The 16,160-nt window shown below is 72.9% G+C and carries 11 protein-coding genes and 2 pseudogenes; 6 read left to right on the top strand and 7 right to left on the bottom strand.

From position 1 onward, the window contains the following. The first annotated feature begins 99 nt into the window (after nucleotides 1–99). Nucleotides 100–1,065, top strand: coding sequence for an NAD(P)/FAD-dependent oxidoreductase (locus B086_RS0122620; RefSeq protein ID WP_018568711.1), 966 nt, complete (start codon nucleotides 100–102; stop codon nucleotides 1,063–1,065). Between the two features lie 592 nt (nucleotides 1,066–1,657). On the opposite strand, the gene B086_RS0122615 is transcribed toward B086_RS0122620, so the two are convergent. Next, nucleotides 1,658–3,625, bottom strand: coding sequence for a Xaa-Pro dipeptidyl-peptidase (locus tag B086_RS0122615; RefSeq protein WP_026252671.1), 1,968 nt, complete (start codon nucleotides 3,623–3,625; stop codon nucleotides 1,658–1,660). Between the two features lie 216 nt (nucleotides 3,626–3,841). On the opposite strand from B086_RS0122615, the gene B086_RS0122610 reads away from it, so the two are divergent. Then, a complete protein-coding gene (locus B086_RS0122610; protein WP_018568709.1) occupies nucleotides 3,842–5,338 on the top strand; it encodes a M1 family metallopeptidase in 1,497 nt (498 codons plus the stop codon). A 93-nt stretch (nucleotides 5,339–5,431) separates the two neighbouring features. On the opposite strand, the pseudogene B086_RS40550 reads toward B086_RS0122610, so the two are convergent. Both B086_RS40550 and B086_RS0122600 read right to left on the bottom strand, forming a co-directional pair. Next, nucleotides 5,432–5,911, bottom strand: a pseudogene (locus B086_RS40550) (macro domain-containing protein); the annotation flags it as partial. A gap of 42 nt (nucleotides 5,912–5,953) precedes the next feature. Beyond that, nucleotides 5,954–7,417 (bottom strand): amino acid permease, encoded by a 1,464-nt coding sequence (locus tag B086_RS0122600; protein ID WP_018568707.1) that lies wholly within the window; start codon nucleotides 7,415–7,417, stop codon nucleotides 5,954–5,956. 221 nt (nucleotides 7,418–7,638) lie between these two features. On the opposite strand from B086_RS0122600, the gene B086_RS0122595 reads away from it, so the two are divergent. Then, complete coding sequence (locus B086_RS0122595; protein ID WP_018568706.1) at nucleotides 7,639–8,403, top strand: MerR family transcriptional regulator; 765 nt, start codon at nucleotides 7,639–7,641, stop codon at nucleotides 8,401–8,403. 8 nt (nucleotides 8,404–8,411) lie between these two features. Here the strand turns inward: B086_RS0122595 and B086_RS0122590 are convergent, their stop codons facing one another. From B086_RS0122590 to B086_RS0122580, 3 genes are all read right to left on the bottom strand, one after another. After that, nucleotides 8,412–10,589, bottom strand: a complete 2,178-nt coding sequence (locus B086_RS0122590) for a 3-hydroxyacyl-CoA dehydrogenase NAD-binding domain-containing protein (protein ID WP_018568705.1) — start codon at nucleotides 10,587–10,589, stop codon at nucleotides 8,412–8,414. Nucleotides 10,590–10,651: 62 nt separating this feature from the next. Next, the gene (locus B086_RS0122585; protein WP_018568704.1) at nucleotides 10,652–11,866 is read right to left on the bottom strand and encodes an acetyl-CoA C-acetyltransferase; all 1,215 of its coding nucleotides are present in this window, start codon (nucleotides 11,864–11,866) and stop codon (nucleotides 10,652–10,654) included. Nucleotides 11,867–11,877: 11 nt separating this feature from the next. Further along, entirely contained in the window at nucleotides 11,878–13,050 is a 1,173-nt protein-coding gene (locus B086_RS0122580) for a CaiB/BaiF CoA transferase family protein (RefSeq protein WP_026252670.1), read from the bottom strand. 317 nt (nucleotides 13,051–13,367) lie between these two features. Between B086_RS0122580 and B086_RS0122575 the strand changes: the two genes are divergently transcribed. Together B086_RS0122575 and B086_RS43000 are read left to right on the top strand one after the other, a co-directional pair. Further along, on the top strand, nucleotides 13,368–14,549 hold the full coding sequence (locus B086_RS0122575; RefSeq protein ID WP_026252669.1) for a saccharopine dehydrogenase family protein: 1,182 nt from the start codon (nucleotides 13,368–13,370) through the stop codon (nucleotides 14,547–14,549). 53 nt (nucleotides 14,550–14,602) lie between these two features. Next, nucleotides 14,603–15,283, top strand: a pseudogene (locus B086_RS43000) (transposase). On the opposite strand, the gene B086_RS0122565 reads toward B086_RS43000, so the two are convergent. Next, on the bottom strand, nucleotides 15,201–15,449 hold the full coding sequence (locus B086_RS0122565; RefSeq protein WP_234020793.1) for a hypothetical protein: 249 nt from the start codon (nucleotides 15,447–15,449) through the stop codon (nucleotides 15,201–15,203). The pseudogene B086_RS43000 and the gene B086_RS0122565 overlap by 83 nt on opposite strands. Before the next feature lie 80 nt (nucleotides 15,450–15,529). Between B086_RS0122565 and B086_RS0122560 the strand changes: the two genes are divergently transcribed. After that, a complete protein-coding gene (locus tag B086_RS0122560; RefSeq protein WP_018568699.1) occupies nucleotides 15,530–16,123 on the top strand; it encodes a TetR/AcrR family transcriptional regulator in 594 nt (197 codons plus the stop codon). The last annotated feature ends 37 nt before the right edge of the window (nucleotides 16,124–16,160 follow it).

Here is a 16,160-nt window from a genome sequence, read left to right as displayed (position 1 = left end):
CCGATCTTAGGGCCTGGCGGCGCCCGGCCCGCAGCCCGGTGCGGGCCGGGCACGGGATCCGGCCGGGCGCGCCCAGGCGCCTTCGGCTACGGTCCCGGGATGAACGGTGAACTGAGCGGCGATGTGGTGGTGGTCGGCGGCGGGGTCATAGGACTGACCACCGCCGTGGTGCTGGCCGAGAGCGGCAGGCGGGTGCGGGTGTGGACGCGCGAGCCCGCCGAGCGGACGACCTCGGCGGTGGCCGGCGGCCTGTGGTGGCCGTACCGGATCGAGCCGGAGGCGCTCGTCGGGGAGTGGGCGCTGCACACCCTGGACAGGTACACGGAGCTGGCCGCGCGCCCCGGGGAGACCGGCGTGCGGATGGTCGAGGGCGTGCACGGCGGGACCCGGCTGGACGGGCTCGGGCCGTGGGCGGCGCGGGTGCCGGGGCTGCGCCCGGCGCGCGCCGGGGAGTACGCGGGTACGGCGCTGTGGGCGCGGCTGCCGGTGGTCGACATGTCGGTTCATCTGCCCTGGCTGCGGGAGCGGCTGCGCGCCGCGGGCGGGGTGATCGAGGAGCGGACGGTGCCGGAGCTGGCCGCCGTGGACGCCCCGGTGGTGGTCAACTGCACCGGGCTCGGCGCGCGCGATCTCGTTCCCGATCCGGAGGTGCATCCGGTGCGCGGGCAGCTGGTGGTCGTGGAGAACCCGGGGGTCACGACGTGGCTGACCGCCGTCGACGACGTCTCGGCGGAGTCGGTCTACTACATCCCGCAGCCGGGCGGTCTCCTGCTCGGCGGGACGGCCGAGAAGGGCGACTGGTCGACGGAGCCGGATCCGGCGGTGGCCGAGCGGATCGTCGCCCGGTGCGCGGCCCTGCGGCCGGAGATCGCCGGTGCGCGGGTGCTGGCACACCGGGTCGGTCTGCGCCCGGCGCGGCGCACCGGCGTACGCCTGGAGCGCGAGACCCTGCCGGACGGCCGGACCCTGGTGCACAACTACGGCCACGGCGGCGCGGGAGTGACCGTGGCCTGGGGCTGCGCGCGGCAGGCCGCCGGCCTCGCGGTCCCGGCCCCTTCGAACTGACCGCGCCTCGCGACCGTGTGCCCGCGTGACGGCAGCCCGGACCCGGCCGGGCGGCGGATGCGGGAGGGCACCCGCCAGGTGCGCGCGTGAGCGGTACGCGCGGTGCGCGGCGCGGTGTCACCCGCTCGACCCGGCGGGCCGGCGGCGCGCGGGGGCAGGTGCGCCGGTTTGATGCGGGCGGACGCGTGCGACCCGGCGCCGGAGCGCGCGACGGCACGGGCGCGGGCACGGACCGGCGGCGCGCGCGCCGGTCCGGCGGACGAGAAGGCGCGCGCGGGGCGAGCAGGCCGGTCAGGACGCGGGAACACCGTCCGGCCGTGCCGGAGAGGGAGGCAGGCCCCTGGCAAGGCTGTCGGCCGGTGCCGCGTGCCGGACCGGCGGGTCCGGCACGCGGCACCGGCCGACAGCCTTGCCAGGGGCCTGCCTCCCTCTCCGGCACGGCCGGACGGTGTTCCCGCGTCCTGACCGGCCTGCTCGCCCCGCGCGCGCCTTCTCGTCCGCGGCACCGGCCGACGCGAGGGGCGGCCGGACCCGTCGGTCCGGCCGCCCCCGTTCGTTCGGCGCGCTCGCGGCGCGTGTCAGTGCCGGGCCGTCACCGGCCGGGCAGCGGGTGGGTGGTGTGCGGGGCGCGCAGGCCGGTCAGGGCGTGCGGGGACACGGTGCGGCCGGTCGTGCCACCGGCGGTGGCGCGGGTGAACGCGGGTGCGCCGCCGACCAGCGGGAGGGCGGCCGAGGTGCGCGACAGGTCCAAGGTGAGGGTCGGGGTGGTGGACGGCGGATCGATGAGGTCCTTGTCCGTGCCCGCGACGATCAGCGCCAGGCGGTGGCCCCGGGGCACGACGTGGTCGGTCGCGGCCAGGTCGAGCGTGAGCCTGTACGCCTTGCCCGGGACGAGCGGGCCGCCCTTGCCCTGCGGGGTGCGGTGGCCGAGGTCGGCCCAGCCGCGGCTGACGACGGTGAAGCCGACCGCGGTCGTCTTCGCGGCCGTCTCCAGGTAGCAGGCGCTGTCCCCGGCGGTGCTCGCGCCCCAGCAGGTGCGGTCGGTGAGCGTGGTGATGCCCTCGCCGCCGTCGGTGTAGTCGCGGATGGTGTCGGGGCCGATGTCCACGAGGACGGCGGACAGATGGGCGCTCGCGGTGGTGGACGTGGCGGTCACGGTGACCTGTGAGGAGCCGGACAGCCGCAGGTCGCGGGTGAGCGGACCGGTGACGAACCCGGCCTTGTCCGGGGTCGGGCTGTCGATCTGCGCGGCCCAGTCGGTCTCGCTGCGCTTCGGGTCGTCGGTGAAGGTCTCGGTGCCCCGGGCGGGCCGCAGACCGAGGGCGCCGACGCCCGCGCGGGTGCCGGGCGCGGGGCGCAGGGTGGTCGTCGCGGTGCCGCGCGGCGGCCAGAGGGGGCTGGTCTCCCACTGGTCGGGGTGGCGTTCGACGTCGGCCATGGGTTCGCGGTCGATACCGTTGTCGTAGCCGAGGAGTTCGTGGTCGAACCAGCGGTGCAGGGTGTCGACCCAGGCGCCGCGGCGGTAGTCGAACGGGTCGACGTGGCCGGTCTGGGAGAGCCAGATCTTGCGCTCCACGCCGTGGGCGGCGAGGGCGTCCCACCACTGGCCGAAGTTCTTGGTGCGGACGTTGAGGTCCTGCATGCCGTGCACGACGAAGACGCTGGCGCGGACCTTGCCCGCGTCCTTGACGTAGTCGCGCTCGGACCACAGGGAGGTCCAGTCGCCGTTGCGCGGGGCGCCGTCGACGAGTTTCTGCTGCACGGCGGCGCAGTGGGCGTGCGCGGCGTCGCTCTCGACGGCGTCGGAGAGCCATTCGGGGCCCGAGCCGTACAGCGGGGCACCCTGGGAGAAGTAGTAGTCGTACCAGGAGGAGATGGCGCTGATCGGCACGATGGTCTTCAGGCCCTTGACGCCGGTGGCGGCCACGCCGTTGGCGATGGTGCCGTCCCAGCTCTTGCCGATCATGCCGGTCTTCCCGTCGGTCCAGGTGGCCTTGACGGGGGTGGTGCCGGTGCGGGTGCTGTAGGCCCTGGCGCGGCCGTTGAGCCAGTCGACGACGGCCTTGGCCGACTGGATGTCGGAGCGGCCGCCGACGTCGACGCAGCCGTCGGAGCGGTTGGTGCCGGTCAGGTCGACGCCGACGAAGGCGTAGCCGCGCGGCACGAAGTAGTTGTCGTAGTTCAGGGGCATCTGCACGACGCGGCCGTCCGCGTCGTACGTCTTCAGCTGGCTCTCGTTGCCGCGTCCGCAGCAGGAGTAGTAGGGGCTGGCGTCCATGATCACGGGCACCTTGCGGCCCTGCTGGGCCGCTTCCCGGGGCCGGACGATGTCGGCGGCGACGCGGTCGGACTTCCCATCGCCGTCCCCGTCGAGTCCGGTGTCGACCCAGACGGACTCGCGGACGGCGTCGGCGTAGGAGTAGACGGGCCGGCTCTCGCGGGGGCCGCGGGCATCCTGGTGGGCGGCGTGCGCCGCCGGGCTGAGGAGGACGGCCGCCAGGACGGCGACGGCCGCCACGGCGAGCGTTCTCCAGGTGGTCATGCGCATGCTGTTCGGCATGAGCGGGACGGTACAGGGGGCAACTGCCGCGCAGAAGAGGGAAGCTGACGTGTCGCCGGGACAGGGGTGACGAAAGGGACCACAGGAGCACGAGAGTGTTTCGCTCATGACGGCCGAATGGCGATCTTGTGACAGCGGTGGCCATGGACATGGCTGGGGTCACAGGGACTCAATAGGCTCCGAACAGACCTCGTCCCCCTACGACTTGGAGCTGACGTGCACCGCAGAATCATCGTGCCGGGCACTCTGGCGGCGGCCTCCCTCCTGCTGGCGATCCCGGCGTCGGCCGCGAGCCACTCCCCCGGCGCGCCGGGCTTCGGCGACCCCTACTACCCCGACTACGGCAACGGCGGCTACGACGTCTCCCACTACGACCTCCGGCTGACGTACCAGCCCGCGACGGACGAGCTGGAGGGCACCGCGACGATCTCGGCACGGACCACGCAGGACCTGTCCAGCTTCGACCTGGACTTCCTGCTGGACGTGAGCGAGGTGCGGGTCAACGGGTCCAAGGCCGCCTTCACCACGGCCCGGCAGCACGAGCTGGTGGTCACGCCGAAGAGCCCGCTGGCCAAGGGCACACCGGTCACGGTGGTCGTGCGCTACCGCGGTGTGCCCTCCACCAAGAGCGCGTACGGCTTCTCCACCTGGCACCGCACCCCGGACGGAGCGGTCGCGGCGGACGAGCCCGAGGCCGCCTGGTGGTGGTTCCCGAGCAACGACCACCCCGGCGACAAGGCCACCTACGACGTGTCGGTGGCGGTGCCGGACGGCACGCAGGCGATCTCCAACGGCACCCTCCAGTCGGTCTCCTCCAAGCTGGGCTGGACCCGCTACAACTGGCGGCAGAACAAGCCGCAGGCGACCTATCTGTCCACGCTCGCGCTCGGGAAGTTCGACATCACCACCGGCACCTCCGAGGGCGGTGTCCCGATCGTCAACGCCTACAGCAAGGACCTCGGCGACAACGATGGCGCGGCGCGGGCGAGCGTGGAGCGCACCGGGGAGATCGTCGACTGGCTGAGCGGCTATTTCGGGCCGTATCCGTTCAGCTCGGCGGGCGGGTACGTGCCGAACACGACCACCGGGTACGCGCTGGAGACGCAGACCCGCGTCTACTACAGCCCCGCGCAGTTCGCGGGCGGCTCCAACACCTCCGTGGTGGTGCACGAGCTGGCCCACCAGTGGTACGGGGACAGCGTGTCGCTCAAGGGCTGGAAGGACATCTGGATCAACGAGGGCTTCGCGCGGTACGCGCAGTGGCTGTGGTCCGAGCACGAGGGCGAGGGCACGGCGCAGGAGCTGGCGGACTACGTGTACGCCTCGCACCCGGCGGACGACGCCTTCTGGACGGTGAAGCCGGGCGACCCGGGCCCCGACCACCAGTTCGACGCGCCGGTCTACGACCGGGGTGCCGTCGCCATCCAGGCGCTGCGCAACGCGATCGGTGACAAGGCGTTCTTCGCCCTGCTGAAGGGCTGGCCGCAGCAGCACGCCTACGGCAACGCCTCCGTGGCCGACTTCCAGAAGTACGCCGAGCAGGTGTCCGGCAAGCCGCTGGCCGCGCTCTTCGACACCTGGCTGTTCCAGCCGGTCAAGCCGGCCGCTCCCGCGGCACGGGCGGCGTCCTTCGCCGCGCCGGCCGGGACCGCCCCGGCGCAGCCCCGCTCATGGAAGAAGATCGAGGCGACGAACGACGTCCACGCCAGGTGACCCCACGGCCGGACCGCTCCCGACCCCGGCGGGCTGGAGAGCGGTCCGGCCCGCCACGGCCTCCTGGGCTTCCTGGGCCTCCTGCGGTTTCGTGTCCTCGGAGTCGTACACCGTCACCGGTATCCCCCGGCGCAGCAGCCGGGCCGCTGCCAGCGGCTCGACGCGCTCCCGGTCGCCGCCCGCGAGACCGCAGCCGATCCTCGGCATGTGCACGGAGGCGGACAGCGCCGCCGCGTGGCCGGCCAGGCGGTCCAGGGCGGTGTCGATCGCCTCGTAGCGGACGGGGACGCCCTTGCCGCCGCCGCGTCGCACGCCGTGCTGGCCGATCATGTTGGCCACCCAGAGCTCTGGGCCGGTGCGCACCAGCTGGACGGCGCCGAGTGCGAAGTCGTTGTCCGCGCGGTCGCGGTACCAGGCCCGGTAGGCGGCCTCCGGCTCCGGCCAGCGGCGCGAGAGCGCGAGCACGAAGCCCCGGCCCCAGCCGCCGCGGTCGTTGCAGACGTGGGCGATCACCTTGGGGCCCGTCGCCCGCGGGGCGGTGGCGTCGCCCCGGACGTACTCGATCTCCGACATGACGCCACCGTAAGGGCCACCACTGACAGTGGCCGTGACCTGCTACTTCGTGAGGGAGGGCGCCTCGCTCGCCTGCTCGGTGACCCGGCGGCGCACCCCGAACCAGCCGGCGACCAGCAGCACGGCGATCAGCGGGATCATGAGCAGGGTCTTGCGGCCGACGTCGGGGTCGTTCCACATCAGGCCGAGGCAGGCCAGCAGGAAGACGATGGTGGCGATCTCGGTGACGGGGCTGCCCGGGAGGCGGAAGTGCGGCCGGTCGAGCAGGCCCGCCTTCGCCCGGCGGACGAAGACCAGGTGGCAGACCATGATGATCACCCAGGTGCTGACGATGCCGAGCGAGGCGACGTTCAGCACGATCTCGAAGGCCTGGCTGGGCACCAGGTAGTTCAGCACCACGCCGAGCACGCAGACCGCGCAGGTCAGCAGGATGCCGCCGTAGGGGACCTGGCTGCGGCTCATCACACGGGTGAACTTCGGGGCCGATCCGGACATCGCCATGGAGCGCAGGATGCGGCCGGTGGAGTACAGACCGGAGTTCAGGGAGGACATGGCCGCGGTGAGCACCACGAGGTTCATCACGTCACCGGCGGCGGGCACGCCGATCTTGGACAGCACCGTGACGAAGGGGCTCTCCCCGGCGGAGTAGACCGAGCCGGGCAGCAGCAGGGCGAGCAGGACGACCGAGCCGACGTAGAACAGGGCGACGCGCCACATGATCGAGTTCACCGCGCGCGGGACGACCTTCTCCGGCTCCGCGGTCTCGCCCGCGGCGACACCGACCAGCTCCAGCGCGGCGTAGGCGAAGATCACGCCCTGCATGACCAGGACGACCGGCATCGCGCCGTGCGGCAGCAGACCGCCGTGGTCGCTGATCACGCTCCAGCCGGGCGTCGTGCCGTCCACCTGGTGCTGTGTGGTCAGCAGGAAGATGCCGATCAGCATGAAGCCGACCAGGGTGGCCACCTTGACGATCGCGAACCAGAACTCCATCTCGCCGAAGATCTTCACCGAGATCAGGTTCACGGTGAGGACGACGGCGAGCGCGATCAGCGCCAGCACCCACTGCGGGACGGGCGTGAACAGGCTCCAGTAGTGCGTGTAGAGGGCGATCGCGGTGATGTCGGCGATGCCGGTCGTCGACCAGTTCAGGAAGTACATCCACCCGGCGACGTAGGCGCCCTTCTCGCCGAGGAACTCGCGCGCGTACGACACGAAGGATCCGGAGGAGGGCCGGTACAGGACCAGTTCGCCGAGGGCGCGTACGACGAAGAACGCGAAGATGCCGCAGACCAGGTAGGCGACCGCCAGCGCCGGTCCGGCGGTGTGCAGCCGGCCGCCGGCGCCCAGGAAGAGGCCGGTGCCGATCGCGCCGCCGATGGCGATCATGTTGACGTGGCGGTGCTTGAGGTCCTTGCTGTACCCGGCGTCACCCGCGTCGGCGGGTGCGGCGGTCGCCCGGGGATCGCCGGTGACCTGTGCCGTGCGCACGGAATCCTTGCTCACGCGGTGGTTTCCACTCTCTGGGGGCCGGGCAGAGGTGCGCCCGGGTGTCCGTACAATTCCGGCTCGGACCACTGGGGACGCGGTACAGGCCAGACAAGCAGCTTCCCCGAGAGATCACTTCTCATGCGATGACAGATGTCACACAGCGGGCCTTCTCACACTTTCCACGCAGATCGGTCACCGGCTTTCACACCATTGGTGCGACAGCGATACTGCTGCACATGACGACCACCGACACCGGCGAGCCGGCCCTCACCATCGACGAGCTGGCCGCGCGCGCCGGGGTCACGGTGCGCACGGTCCGGTTCTACGGCAGCCGGGGCCTGCTGCCGCCGCCCGTGATCGGCCCGCGCCGGGTGGGGCGCTACGGCCGCGACCACCTCGCGCGCCTGGAGCTGATCGAGGAGATGCAGCACCAGGGCATGACCCTGGCGGCGATCGAACGCCATCTGCGGCAGCTCCCGCCCGGTCTGAGCCCGCACGACCTGGCCGTGCACCGCGCGGTGGTCGCCTCCTGGGCGCCGGAGGGCGTGGAGACGCTGTCCCGGCCCGAGCTGGCCCGGCGGGCCGGGCGGCGGCTGAGCGACGAGGACGTGGAGCGGCTGGCCGCGATGAGCGTGCTGACCCGGCAGGACGGTGCGTTCCGGGTCGACACCGGGCTGCTGCGGCTCGGGGTGGAGCTGCTCGACGTGCCGCTGTCCGAGGAGACCGTGCTCGCCGCCCGTACGGCGCTGATCGAGCACGCGCGCGCGGCGGCCCGGGAGCTGTCGGGGCTGCTGCGCGACGCGGTGGCCGAGCGGGACACCGAGGACGTGAGGTCCCTGTCCGCGCACATGCACCCGCTGGTGGTGCAGGCGCTGCTGACCACCTTCCAGCGCTCGCTGAAGGAGGAGCTGCGGGAGTGGGTCGGCTCCCCCGAGGGCGCTCCGGAGGACCCGCCCGGGGCCCCGGGGAGCCCCGGGGCCGAGGACGCGCCCTCCGGCTGAGCGGTGCCTCAGCGGGCGTCGGTGAAGGTCTCCCCGCGCTCCGCCTTGGCGACCAGCAGGGCGGGCGGGGTGAATCGCTCGCCGTAGCGCCCGGCCAGCTCCCGGGCGCGGGCCACGAAGCCGGGCAGCCCGCCCTCGTAGCCGTTGATGTACTGGAGCACGCCGCCGGTCCAGCCGGGGAAGCCGATGCCGAACACGGAGCCGATGTTGGCGTCGGCGACCGAGGTCAGGACGCCCTCCTCCAGCAGCTTGACGGTGTCGAGCGCCTCGGCGAAGAGCATCCGCTCCTGCATGTCGCGGAAGGGGATCTCGTACCCGGGCTTGGTGAAGTGCTCACGCAGTCCCGGCCACAGCCCGGCGCGCCGGCTGTCCTCGCCGTACGCGTAGAAGCCCGCGCCGCCGCTGCGTCCGGTGCGGCCGAACTCGTCGACCATGCGGTCGACGACCGCCTCGGCGGGGTGCGTGGGCCAGGTGCCGCCCGCCTCCTCGACGGCCCGCTTCGACTCGGTGCGGATCTTGCGGGGCAGGGTGAGGGTCAGCTCGTCCATCAGGGAGAGCACCTTGGCCGGGTAGCCGGCCTGCGCTGCGGCCTGCTCGACGGAGGCGGGCTCGATGCCCTCGCCGACCATCGCCACGCCCTCGTTGATGAAGTGGCCGATGACCCGGGAGGTGAAGAAGCCGCGCGAGTCGTTGACCACGATCGGGGTCTTCTTGATCTGCCGCACCAGGTCGAAGGCGCGGGCCAGCGCCTCGTCGCCGGTGCGCTCGCCCCGGATGATCTCGACCAGGGGCATCTTGTCGACCGGGGAGAAGAAGTGCAGCCCGATGAAGTCGCCCTGGCGCTCCACGCCCTCGGCGAGCGCGGTGATGGGCAGCGTGGAGGTGTTGGAGCACAGCAGCGCGTCCGGGGCGACGACGTGCTCGATCTCCTGGAACACCTTGTGCTTGAGGGCCGGGTCCTCGAAGACGGCCTCGATCACCGCGTCGCAGCCCGCGAGGTCGGCCGCCTCCGCGGTGGGGGTGATCCGGGCGAGCAGCGCGTCCGCCTTCTCCTGGCTGGTACGGCCCCGGGAGACGGCCTTGGCGCACAGCTTCTCGGAGTAGCCCTTGCCCTTGACGGCGGACTCCAGGGACACGTCCTTGAGGACGACCTCCATGCCCGCGCGGGCGCACGAGTAGGCGATGCCCGCGCCCATCATCCCGGCACCGAGCACGGCGACCCTGCGCACCGGGCGGGGCTCGATGCCCTGGGGGCGGTTGGCGCCGGAGTTGACGGCCTGGAGGTCGAAGAAGAACGCCTGGATCATGTTCTTCGCGGTCTGCCCGGCGGCCAGCTCCACGAAGTAGCGGGCCTCGATGACCTGGGCGGTCTCGAAGTCGACCTGGGCGCCCTCGACGGCGGCGGCCATGATGTTGCGCGGCGCCGGGTAGGGCGCGCCGGCCGTCTGCTTGCGCAGGTTGGCCGGGAAGGCGGGCAGGTTGGCGGCGAACTTCGGGTTCGCGGGGGTGCCGCCCGGGATGCGGTAGCCGGGCCGGTCCCAGGGCTGCTGCGACTCGGGGTGCGCGTCGATGAAGGCGCGGGCCTTGGCCAGCAGTTCCCCGGGGGTGTCGGCCACCTCGTCGACCAGGCCGTTCTCCTGGGCGCGGCGGGCGTTGTACTGGGTGCCCTGGAGCAGCACCTTGAGCAGAGCGTCGGTGATGCCGAGCAGCCGGACGGTGCGGACGACTCCGCCGCCGCCGGGAAGGAGGCCGAGGGTGACCTCGGGGCAGCCGATCCGGGTGCCGGGGGTGTCGAGGGCGACGCGGTGGTGGCAGGCGAGGGCGAGTTCGTAGCCGCCGCCGAGCGCGGCGCCGTTGAGAGCGGCGACGACGGGCTTGCCCAGGGTCTCGATGCGGCGCAGGTTCCGCTTGATGGCGAGGCCGCCGTCGAAGAGGTCCTGCGCGGTGTCCGGGGTGACCCGGATCAGGTCGCGCAGGTCGCCGCCGGCGAAGAAGGTCTTCTTGGCGGAGGTGAGGATGACGCCGCGCACGGAGTCCTTCTCGGCCTCCAGGCGGTCGGTGATCGCGGCGAGCGAGTCGCGGAACGCCTGGTTCATGGTGTTCGCGGACTGGTTCGGGTCGTCGAGGACGAGGGTGACGACACCGGTGTCGTCCTGTTCCCAGCGGATGGTCGTGCTCTCGGTCATGTCAGGGTCTCCGTAGAAGTCCGGGGGTCCTGGGCGCTGCCGGCCCGGGGTGCCGCTGGGGGTCAGACGCGCTCGACGATCGTGGCGATGCCCATGCCGCCGCCGACGCACAGGGTGGCCAGGCCGTAGCGCTTGTCCTGGCGCTCCAGTTCGTCGACGAGGGTGCCGAGGATCATCGCGCCGGTGGCGCCGAGCGGGTGGCCGAGCGCGATGGCGCCGCCGTTGACGTTGACCTTGTCCAGGGACAGGCCCATGTCCCTCACGAAGCGCAGCACGACCGCGGCGAACGCCTCGTTGATCTCGACGAGGTCGATGTCGTCGATGGTCAGTCCGGCCTTGGCGAGGGCCTTGCGGGTGGCGGGGGCGGGCCCGGTGAGCATGATGGTGGGCTCGGAGCCGGAGACGGCGGCGGAGACGATCCGCGCGCGCGGGGTGAGGCCGTGGCGCTCGCCGGTCTCGCGCGAGCCGATGGCGACGAGCGAGGCGCCGTCCACGATGCCGGAGGAGTTGCCCGCGTGGTGGACGTGGTCGATCTTCTCCACCCAGTGGTACTTCTGGAGGGCTACGGCGTCGAAGCCGCCCAACTCGCCGATGTCGGCGAAGGACGCCTTGAGCCCCGCGAGGGAGTCGGCGGTGGTGCCGGGGCGCGGGTGCTCGTCGTGGTCGAGGACGACGAGGCCGCTCCGGTCCTTCACCGGGACCAGGGAGCGGGCGAAGCGGCCCTCCTTGACGGCGGTGGCGGCGCGTTCCTGCGAGAGGGCCGCGTACTCGTCGACGTCGCGCCGGGTGAAGCCCTCGATGGTGGCGATCAGGTCGGCGCCGATGCCCTGGGGCACGAAGCCGGTGGCCAGGTTGGTCATCGGGTCGTTGAACCAGGCACCGCCGTCCGAGGCCATCGGCACCCGGGACATCGACTCGACGCCGCCCGCCAGAACCAGGTCCTCCCAGCCGGAACGCACCTTGGCGGCGGCCAGGTTGACGGCTTCGAGGCCCGAGGCGCAGAAGCGGTTCTCCTGGACCCCGGCCACGGTGTCCGGCAGTCCGGCGGCGACGGCGGCGATCCGGGCGATGTCGGAGCCCTGGTCGCCGACCGGGCCGACGACGCCGAGCACGATGTCGTCCACGGCGGCCGGGTCGAGGTCCGGGAAGCGGGCGCGGAGCTCGTGGATGAGTCCGACGACCAGGTCGACGGGCTTCGTGCCGTGCAGGGCGCCGTTCGCCTTGCCGCGTCCGCGCGGGGTGCGGATCGCGTCGTACACGTACGCTTCGGTGGTCACGGGCAGACCTTTCACTGAGGGTTTTCCGGGAGCGGGGTCGCGGGCGGGACGGGCAGGGCGGACAGGGCGGGCAGGTTCCAGTCGGCGGCCACGGCGTCGGCGCCGTGGCCGGGCCCGGCGGGCGCGGTGCGCACGGTGGCGGGGGTCGCGGAGAAGCGGGGCGCGGGGGCCGGCTGGGTGAGGCCGGCGTGCTCCGTGAAGGTGCCGCGCGCGGCGAGGTGCGGGTGGTGCGGCGCCTCGCGCAGCGACAGGACGGGCGCCACACAGGCGTCGGAGTCCTCGAACACGGCCGTCCACTCGTCCCGGGTACGGGTGCGGAAGCGGGCGGCGATCGCCTCGCGCAACGCGCCCCAGCGGGTCATGTCGTCGCGGGCGGGCGCCTGCCCGGGGATGCCGAGGCGAGTCATGAACTCGTCGTAGAACCGCTGCTCCAGCGCGCCGACCGCCATGTACCGGCCGTCGGCGGTCTCGTAGGTGCCGTAGAAGGGGCAGCCGCCGTCCAGGAGGTTGGCGTGGCGGCGGTCCTGCCAGGCGCCGGCGGCGAGCATGCCGTGCAGCATCGCCGACAGATGGGCGGTGCCGTCGACCACGGCGGCGTCCACGACCTGTCCCGCACCGGTGGCGCGGGCGTGGTGCAGGGCGGCGAGGACGCCGACGACGAGGTAGAGGGAGCCGCCCGCGTAGTCGCCGAGGAGGTTGGCGGGGACGGCCGGGGGCCGGTCCGGCTCGCCGATCAGGCCGAGGGCGCCGGTGACGGCGATGTAGGAGATGTCGTGCCCCGCGCGCGGGGCGAGCGGTCCGTCCTGTCCCCAGCCGGTCATCCGGCCGTAGACCAGGCGGGGGTTGCGGGCACGGCACTCCTCGGGGCCGACGCCCAGGCGTTCGGCGACGCCGGGCCGGTAGCCCTCGATCAGGATGTCGGCGCGGGCGGCGAGGTCGAGGACGCGGGCGGATCCTTCCGGGGACTTCAGGTCGACGACCACCGCGCGCTTGTTGCGGTGGGTGACGTCGGCGGCCGGGTCGATGCCGAGGCCCGCGCCGCCGGGGCGGTCCACCCGCACCACGTCCGCGCCGAGGTCGCCGAGCAGCATCGCGGCGAAGGGCCCGGGACCGATCCCGGCCAGCTCCACCACGCGCACCCCGGTCAGCGGGCCGTCCCGTCCGGGTGTCCGTCCTGTCGCCATCCGGGGCCCCCTCGCTGTGACACAACCGATGTGACACCGACGATGCTATGAACGCGCCGCACCCGGCACAAGCCCTGAACGAGCAAGCGCTTAGCCAAACCCGGCCGGCCGTGCCGCGCGTGCGCCCGCCGTGCGCGCCGGACCACCGCACCCGCGCCCGCGCCCGGCCGGTCTCGCCCGGTTCCGCCGGTCCCGGCCGCCGTCGGCCGTTCCCGCGTGCGCCGGACGCCACCCGCGTCGCCCGGTCCGGCCCCCTCACGCTAGCCTCGGCCACCGGCAGCGGCGCGGGGACGCCGTCCGGCGGAGCGAGGGGTGTCATGAGCAGGATGAACAAGGCGGAACGTCCGTACGACATCGTGCTCTTCGGAGCCACCGGGTTCGTGGGGACGCTCACCGCGCGGTATCTGGCCGAGCACGCCCCCGAGGGGCTGCGGTGGGCGGTCGCGGGCCGCAATGAGCGGCGGCTGAAGGAGCTGCGCGAGGAACTGCCCGGCGGCGCGGACGTCGCCGTGCTGCGCGCGGACGCCACCGACCCGGCCTCCGTACGGGAACTGGCCCGGCGGACCCGCGTGCTGGCCACCACCGTGGGTCCCTACGTGGCCCACGGCGAGGAACTGGTCGCCGCCTGCGCGGACAGCGGCACCGACTATCTGGACCTCACGGGCGAGCCCGAGTTCGTCGATCTGATGTACGTACGGCACGACGCACGCGCGCGGGAGACCGGGGCGCGGCTGGTGCACGCCTGCGGGTTCGACTCGGTGCCGCACGACCTGGGCGTGTACGTCACCGTGCGGCAGCTCCCCGAGGGCGTGCCGCTGGCCGTGGACGGGTTCGTCCGGGCGCACGCCGGCTTCTCGGGCGGGACGCTGGCCTCCGCGCTCAACCAGTTCGCGCGGCCGCTGCGGATGCGCGCGGCGGCGCGGGAGCGCGCGCGGCACGAGCCGCGGCTGCCGGGGCGCCGGGTCTCGGTGCCGCCGGTGTGCGCGCCGCGCTTCGCGCCGGAGGTGGGCGCCTGGGCGCTGCCGCTGCCGACCCTCGATCCGCAGATCGTGCTGCGCTCCGCGCGGGCGCTGGAGCGCTACGGCCCCGACTTCCGCTACCGCCACTACGCGGCCGTACGGCACCTTCCCGTCGCCCTCGGCGGGGTGGCCGCCGTCACCACGCTCACGGCGGCCGTCCAACTCCCCCCGGCCCGGCGCTGGCTGTCCGGCCGGATCAGCCCCGGGCAGGGGCCGAGCCCCGAGCGGCGGGCCAAGAGCTGGTTCTCGGTGCGCTTCGTGGGCGAGGGCGGCGGACGGCGGGTGCGCACCGAGGTGGCGGGCGGCGACCCCGGGTACGACGAGACGGCGAAGATGTTCGCCGAGTCGGCCCTCAGCCTCGCCCTGGACGACCTGCCCGACACGGCGGGCCAGGTCACGACGGCCGTCGCGATGGGTGACGCGCTGGTCGAGCGGCTGCGCGCGGCGGGCATCGCCTTCCGCACGACGACGGACCGCTAGGTTCTGTCCGGCGGAGCATGTGGCCTTCGGGCCAACCGCTCGCTGGTTCGGCCATGGGGCGGCGAGATCTCACGCATCGCGAGTGGTCGCTGCTGGAGCCGCATCCGCCTGTGCCGGGTGGCCGGGGCGGACAGTGGAACGACCACCGTCCGCCCCGTGCCCAACGGAATTCTGTTCCGGGTCCGTACCGGCGTTCCGTCGCGTGACCTGCCGGATCGCTACGGCTCGTGGAAGACGGTCCACGAACGGCACCGCCGCTGGTCGGCGGACGGACCCTGGGGCCGGATCCTGCACGCGGTCCAGGCCGACGCCGACCTCGCAGGCCGGATCGACCGGCAGGTGATCGGCATCGACCCGACACCCTGCCGAACCCGTCGGCCTGCGGCCGCCGCCCGCTGGGCTGACGCCCCCTGACCCGGCCCGACCAGGTCAGCGGCGACAAGGCATACCGTTCCCGCCGCAACCGCCACTACCTGCGAAGACACCGCATCCGGCACACGATCCCGGCACCCAGGGACCAGCGAGCCAACCGCCGACGCAGAGACCGAGAAGGCGGCAGGCCCACCGGCTTCGACCGCGACCACTACCGGCGCCGTGACGAGGTCGATCGGACCATCAACCGGCTTGAGAACTCCGTCCACTCGCACCGCGTCAGTCGCCGGTCGCCTTACGGGCATGGTGAGACCTCCCTGCGACGACCGCGCCGATCACGACAGCCAGTACGTACACGGTGATGCTCACCGCGAAGCCTCCCGGCAGCCAGCCCAACAGGCCGGCGTTGTCGTGGTCGACGAGCTGGCGTATTGCACCCTGGGCTCCGATGACAAGCAGCGCCATACCGAGTGCCTGGTAGAAGCCATATTTCATGGGGCCTTCCTCGGCCTGATTGCGGTTTACCATGCACTTGCACTGTAAACGTGCGATGCCCGGTTTTGCAATGCGATCGCATGGTGAAAAATGCGAGGGAAGGCGGCGATGCCGTGCCGAAGATCGTGGATCACGAGGCGCGCAGGGTGCGCCTCGTCGAGGCCGTCTGGTCACTGACCGTGCGTGGCGGCATCGAGCAGGTGTCGCTGCGTAAGGTGGCCGAGGAGGCGGGCGTCTCGATGGGCCAGGTCCAGCACTACTACTCCTCGATGCAGGCCCTGATCCGCGACGCCCTCGACCGAGCCGTACGGGCCGTCGACGCCACCATCGAGAACGCGGTCACCGCAGCCGACACGACCAGTCCGGAGGCCGTTCTCCGCGCCTGCCTGTACGCCCTGATCAGCCCGGCCCAGGAGGGAACGCGGCTGATGCGCTTCGCGCTGGCGGTCGCAGGCCGGGCGGTCTCCGATCCGACGATGGCCAAGGTCCTGGCACCGGGCGACGACGAGCTGCTCACCTTCACCGCCGGCCTCATCACGGCAGCCCGGGAGGAGCGGGGCAGTGAGCCACGCCGCGAGGAACGCACCGACGCCGACATCTGCTGGTCCCTCGCCACCAGCCTCGGCGTGGACATCGCCCTCGGCTACCGCACCCCAGAAGCCGCCGAACATCTCCTCGACCACCACATCGAGCAGGTCCTTCGCTGAGGCCTGTCCACTTCTCCACTTCGCCAAGGCCCGTCCA

Origin of the sequence: Streptomyces sp. PsTaAH-124 (assembly GCF_000373685.1) — a bacterium.
In the GTDB taxonomy this organism is placed as follows: Bacteria; Actinomycetota; Actinomycetes; order Streptomycetales; family Streptomycetaceae; genus Streptomyces; species Streptomyces andamanensis.
The sequence above is the reverse complement of the archived record's forward strand: the minus strand, read 5'-3'. Positions and strand labels throughout refer to the sequence as shown.

Coding starts and splice junctions, on each gene's coding strand:
- B086_RS0122590 (WP_018568705.1), bottom strand. CDS start 10,589: ATGACCGAGAGCACGACCATCCGCTGGGAACAGGACGACACCGGTGTC.
- B086_RS0122575 (WP_026252669.1), top strand. CDS start 13,368: ATGAGCAGGATGAACAAGGCGGAACGTCCGTACGACATCGTGCTCTTC.
- B086_RS0122620 (WP_018568711.1), top strand. CDS start 100: ATGAACGGTGAACTGAGCGGCGATGTGGTGGTGGTCGGCGGCGGGGTC.
- B086_RS0122615 (WP_026252671.1), bottom strand. CDS start 3,625: ATGCCGAACAGCATGCGCATGACCACCTGGAGAACGCTCGCCGTGGCG.
- B086_RS0122595 (WP_018568706.1), top strand. CDS start 7,639: ATGACGACCACCGACACCGGCGAGCCGGCCCTCACCATCGACGAGCTG.
- B086_RS0122580 (WP_026252670.1), bottom strand. CDS start 13,050: ATGGCGACAGGACGGACACCCGGACGGGACGGCCCGCTGACCGGGGTG.
- B086_RS0122565 (WP_234020793.1), bottom strand. CDS start 15,449: ATGGTAAACCGCAATCAGGCCGAGGAAGGCCCCATGAAATATGGCTTC.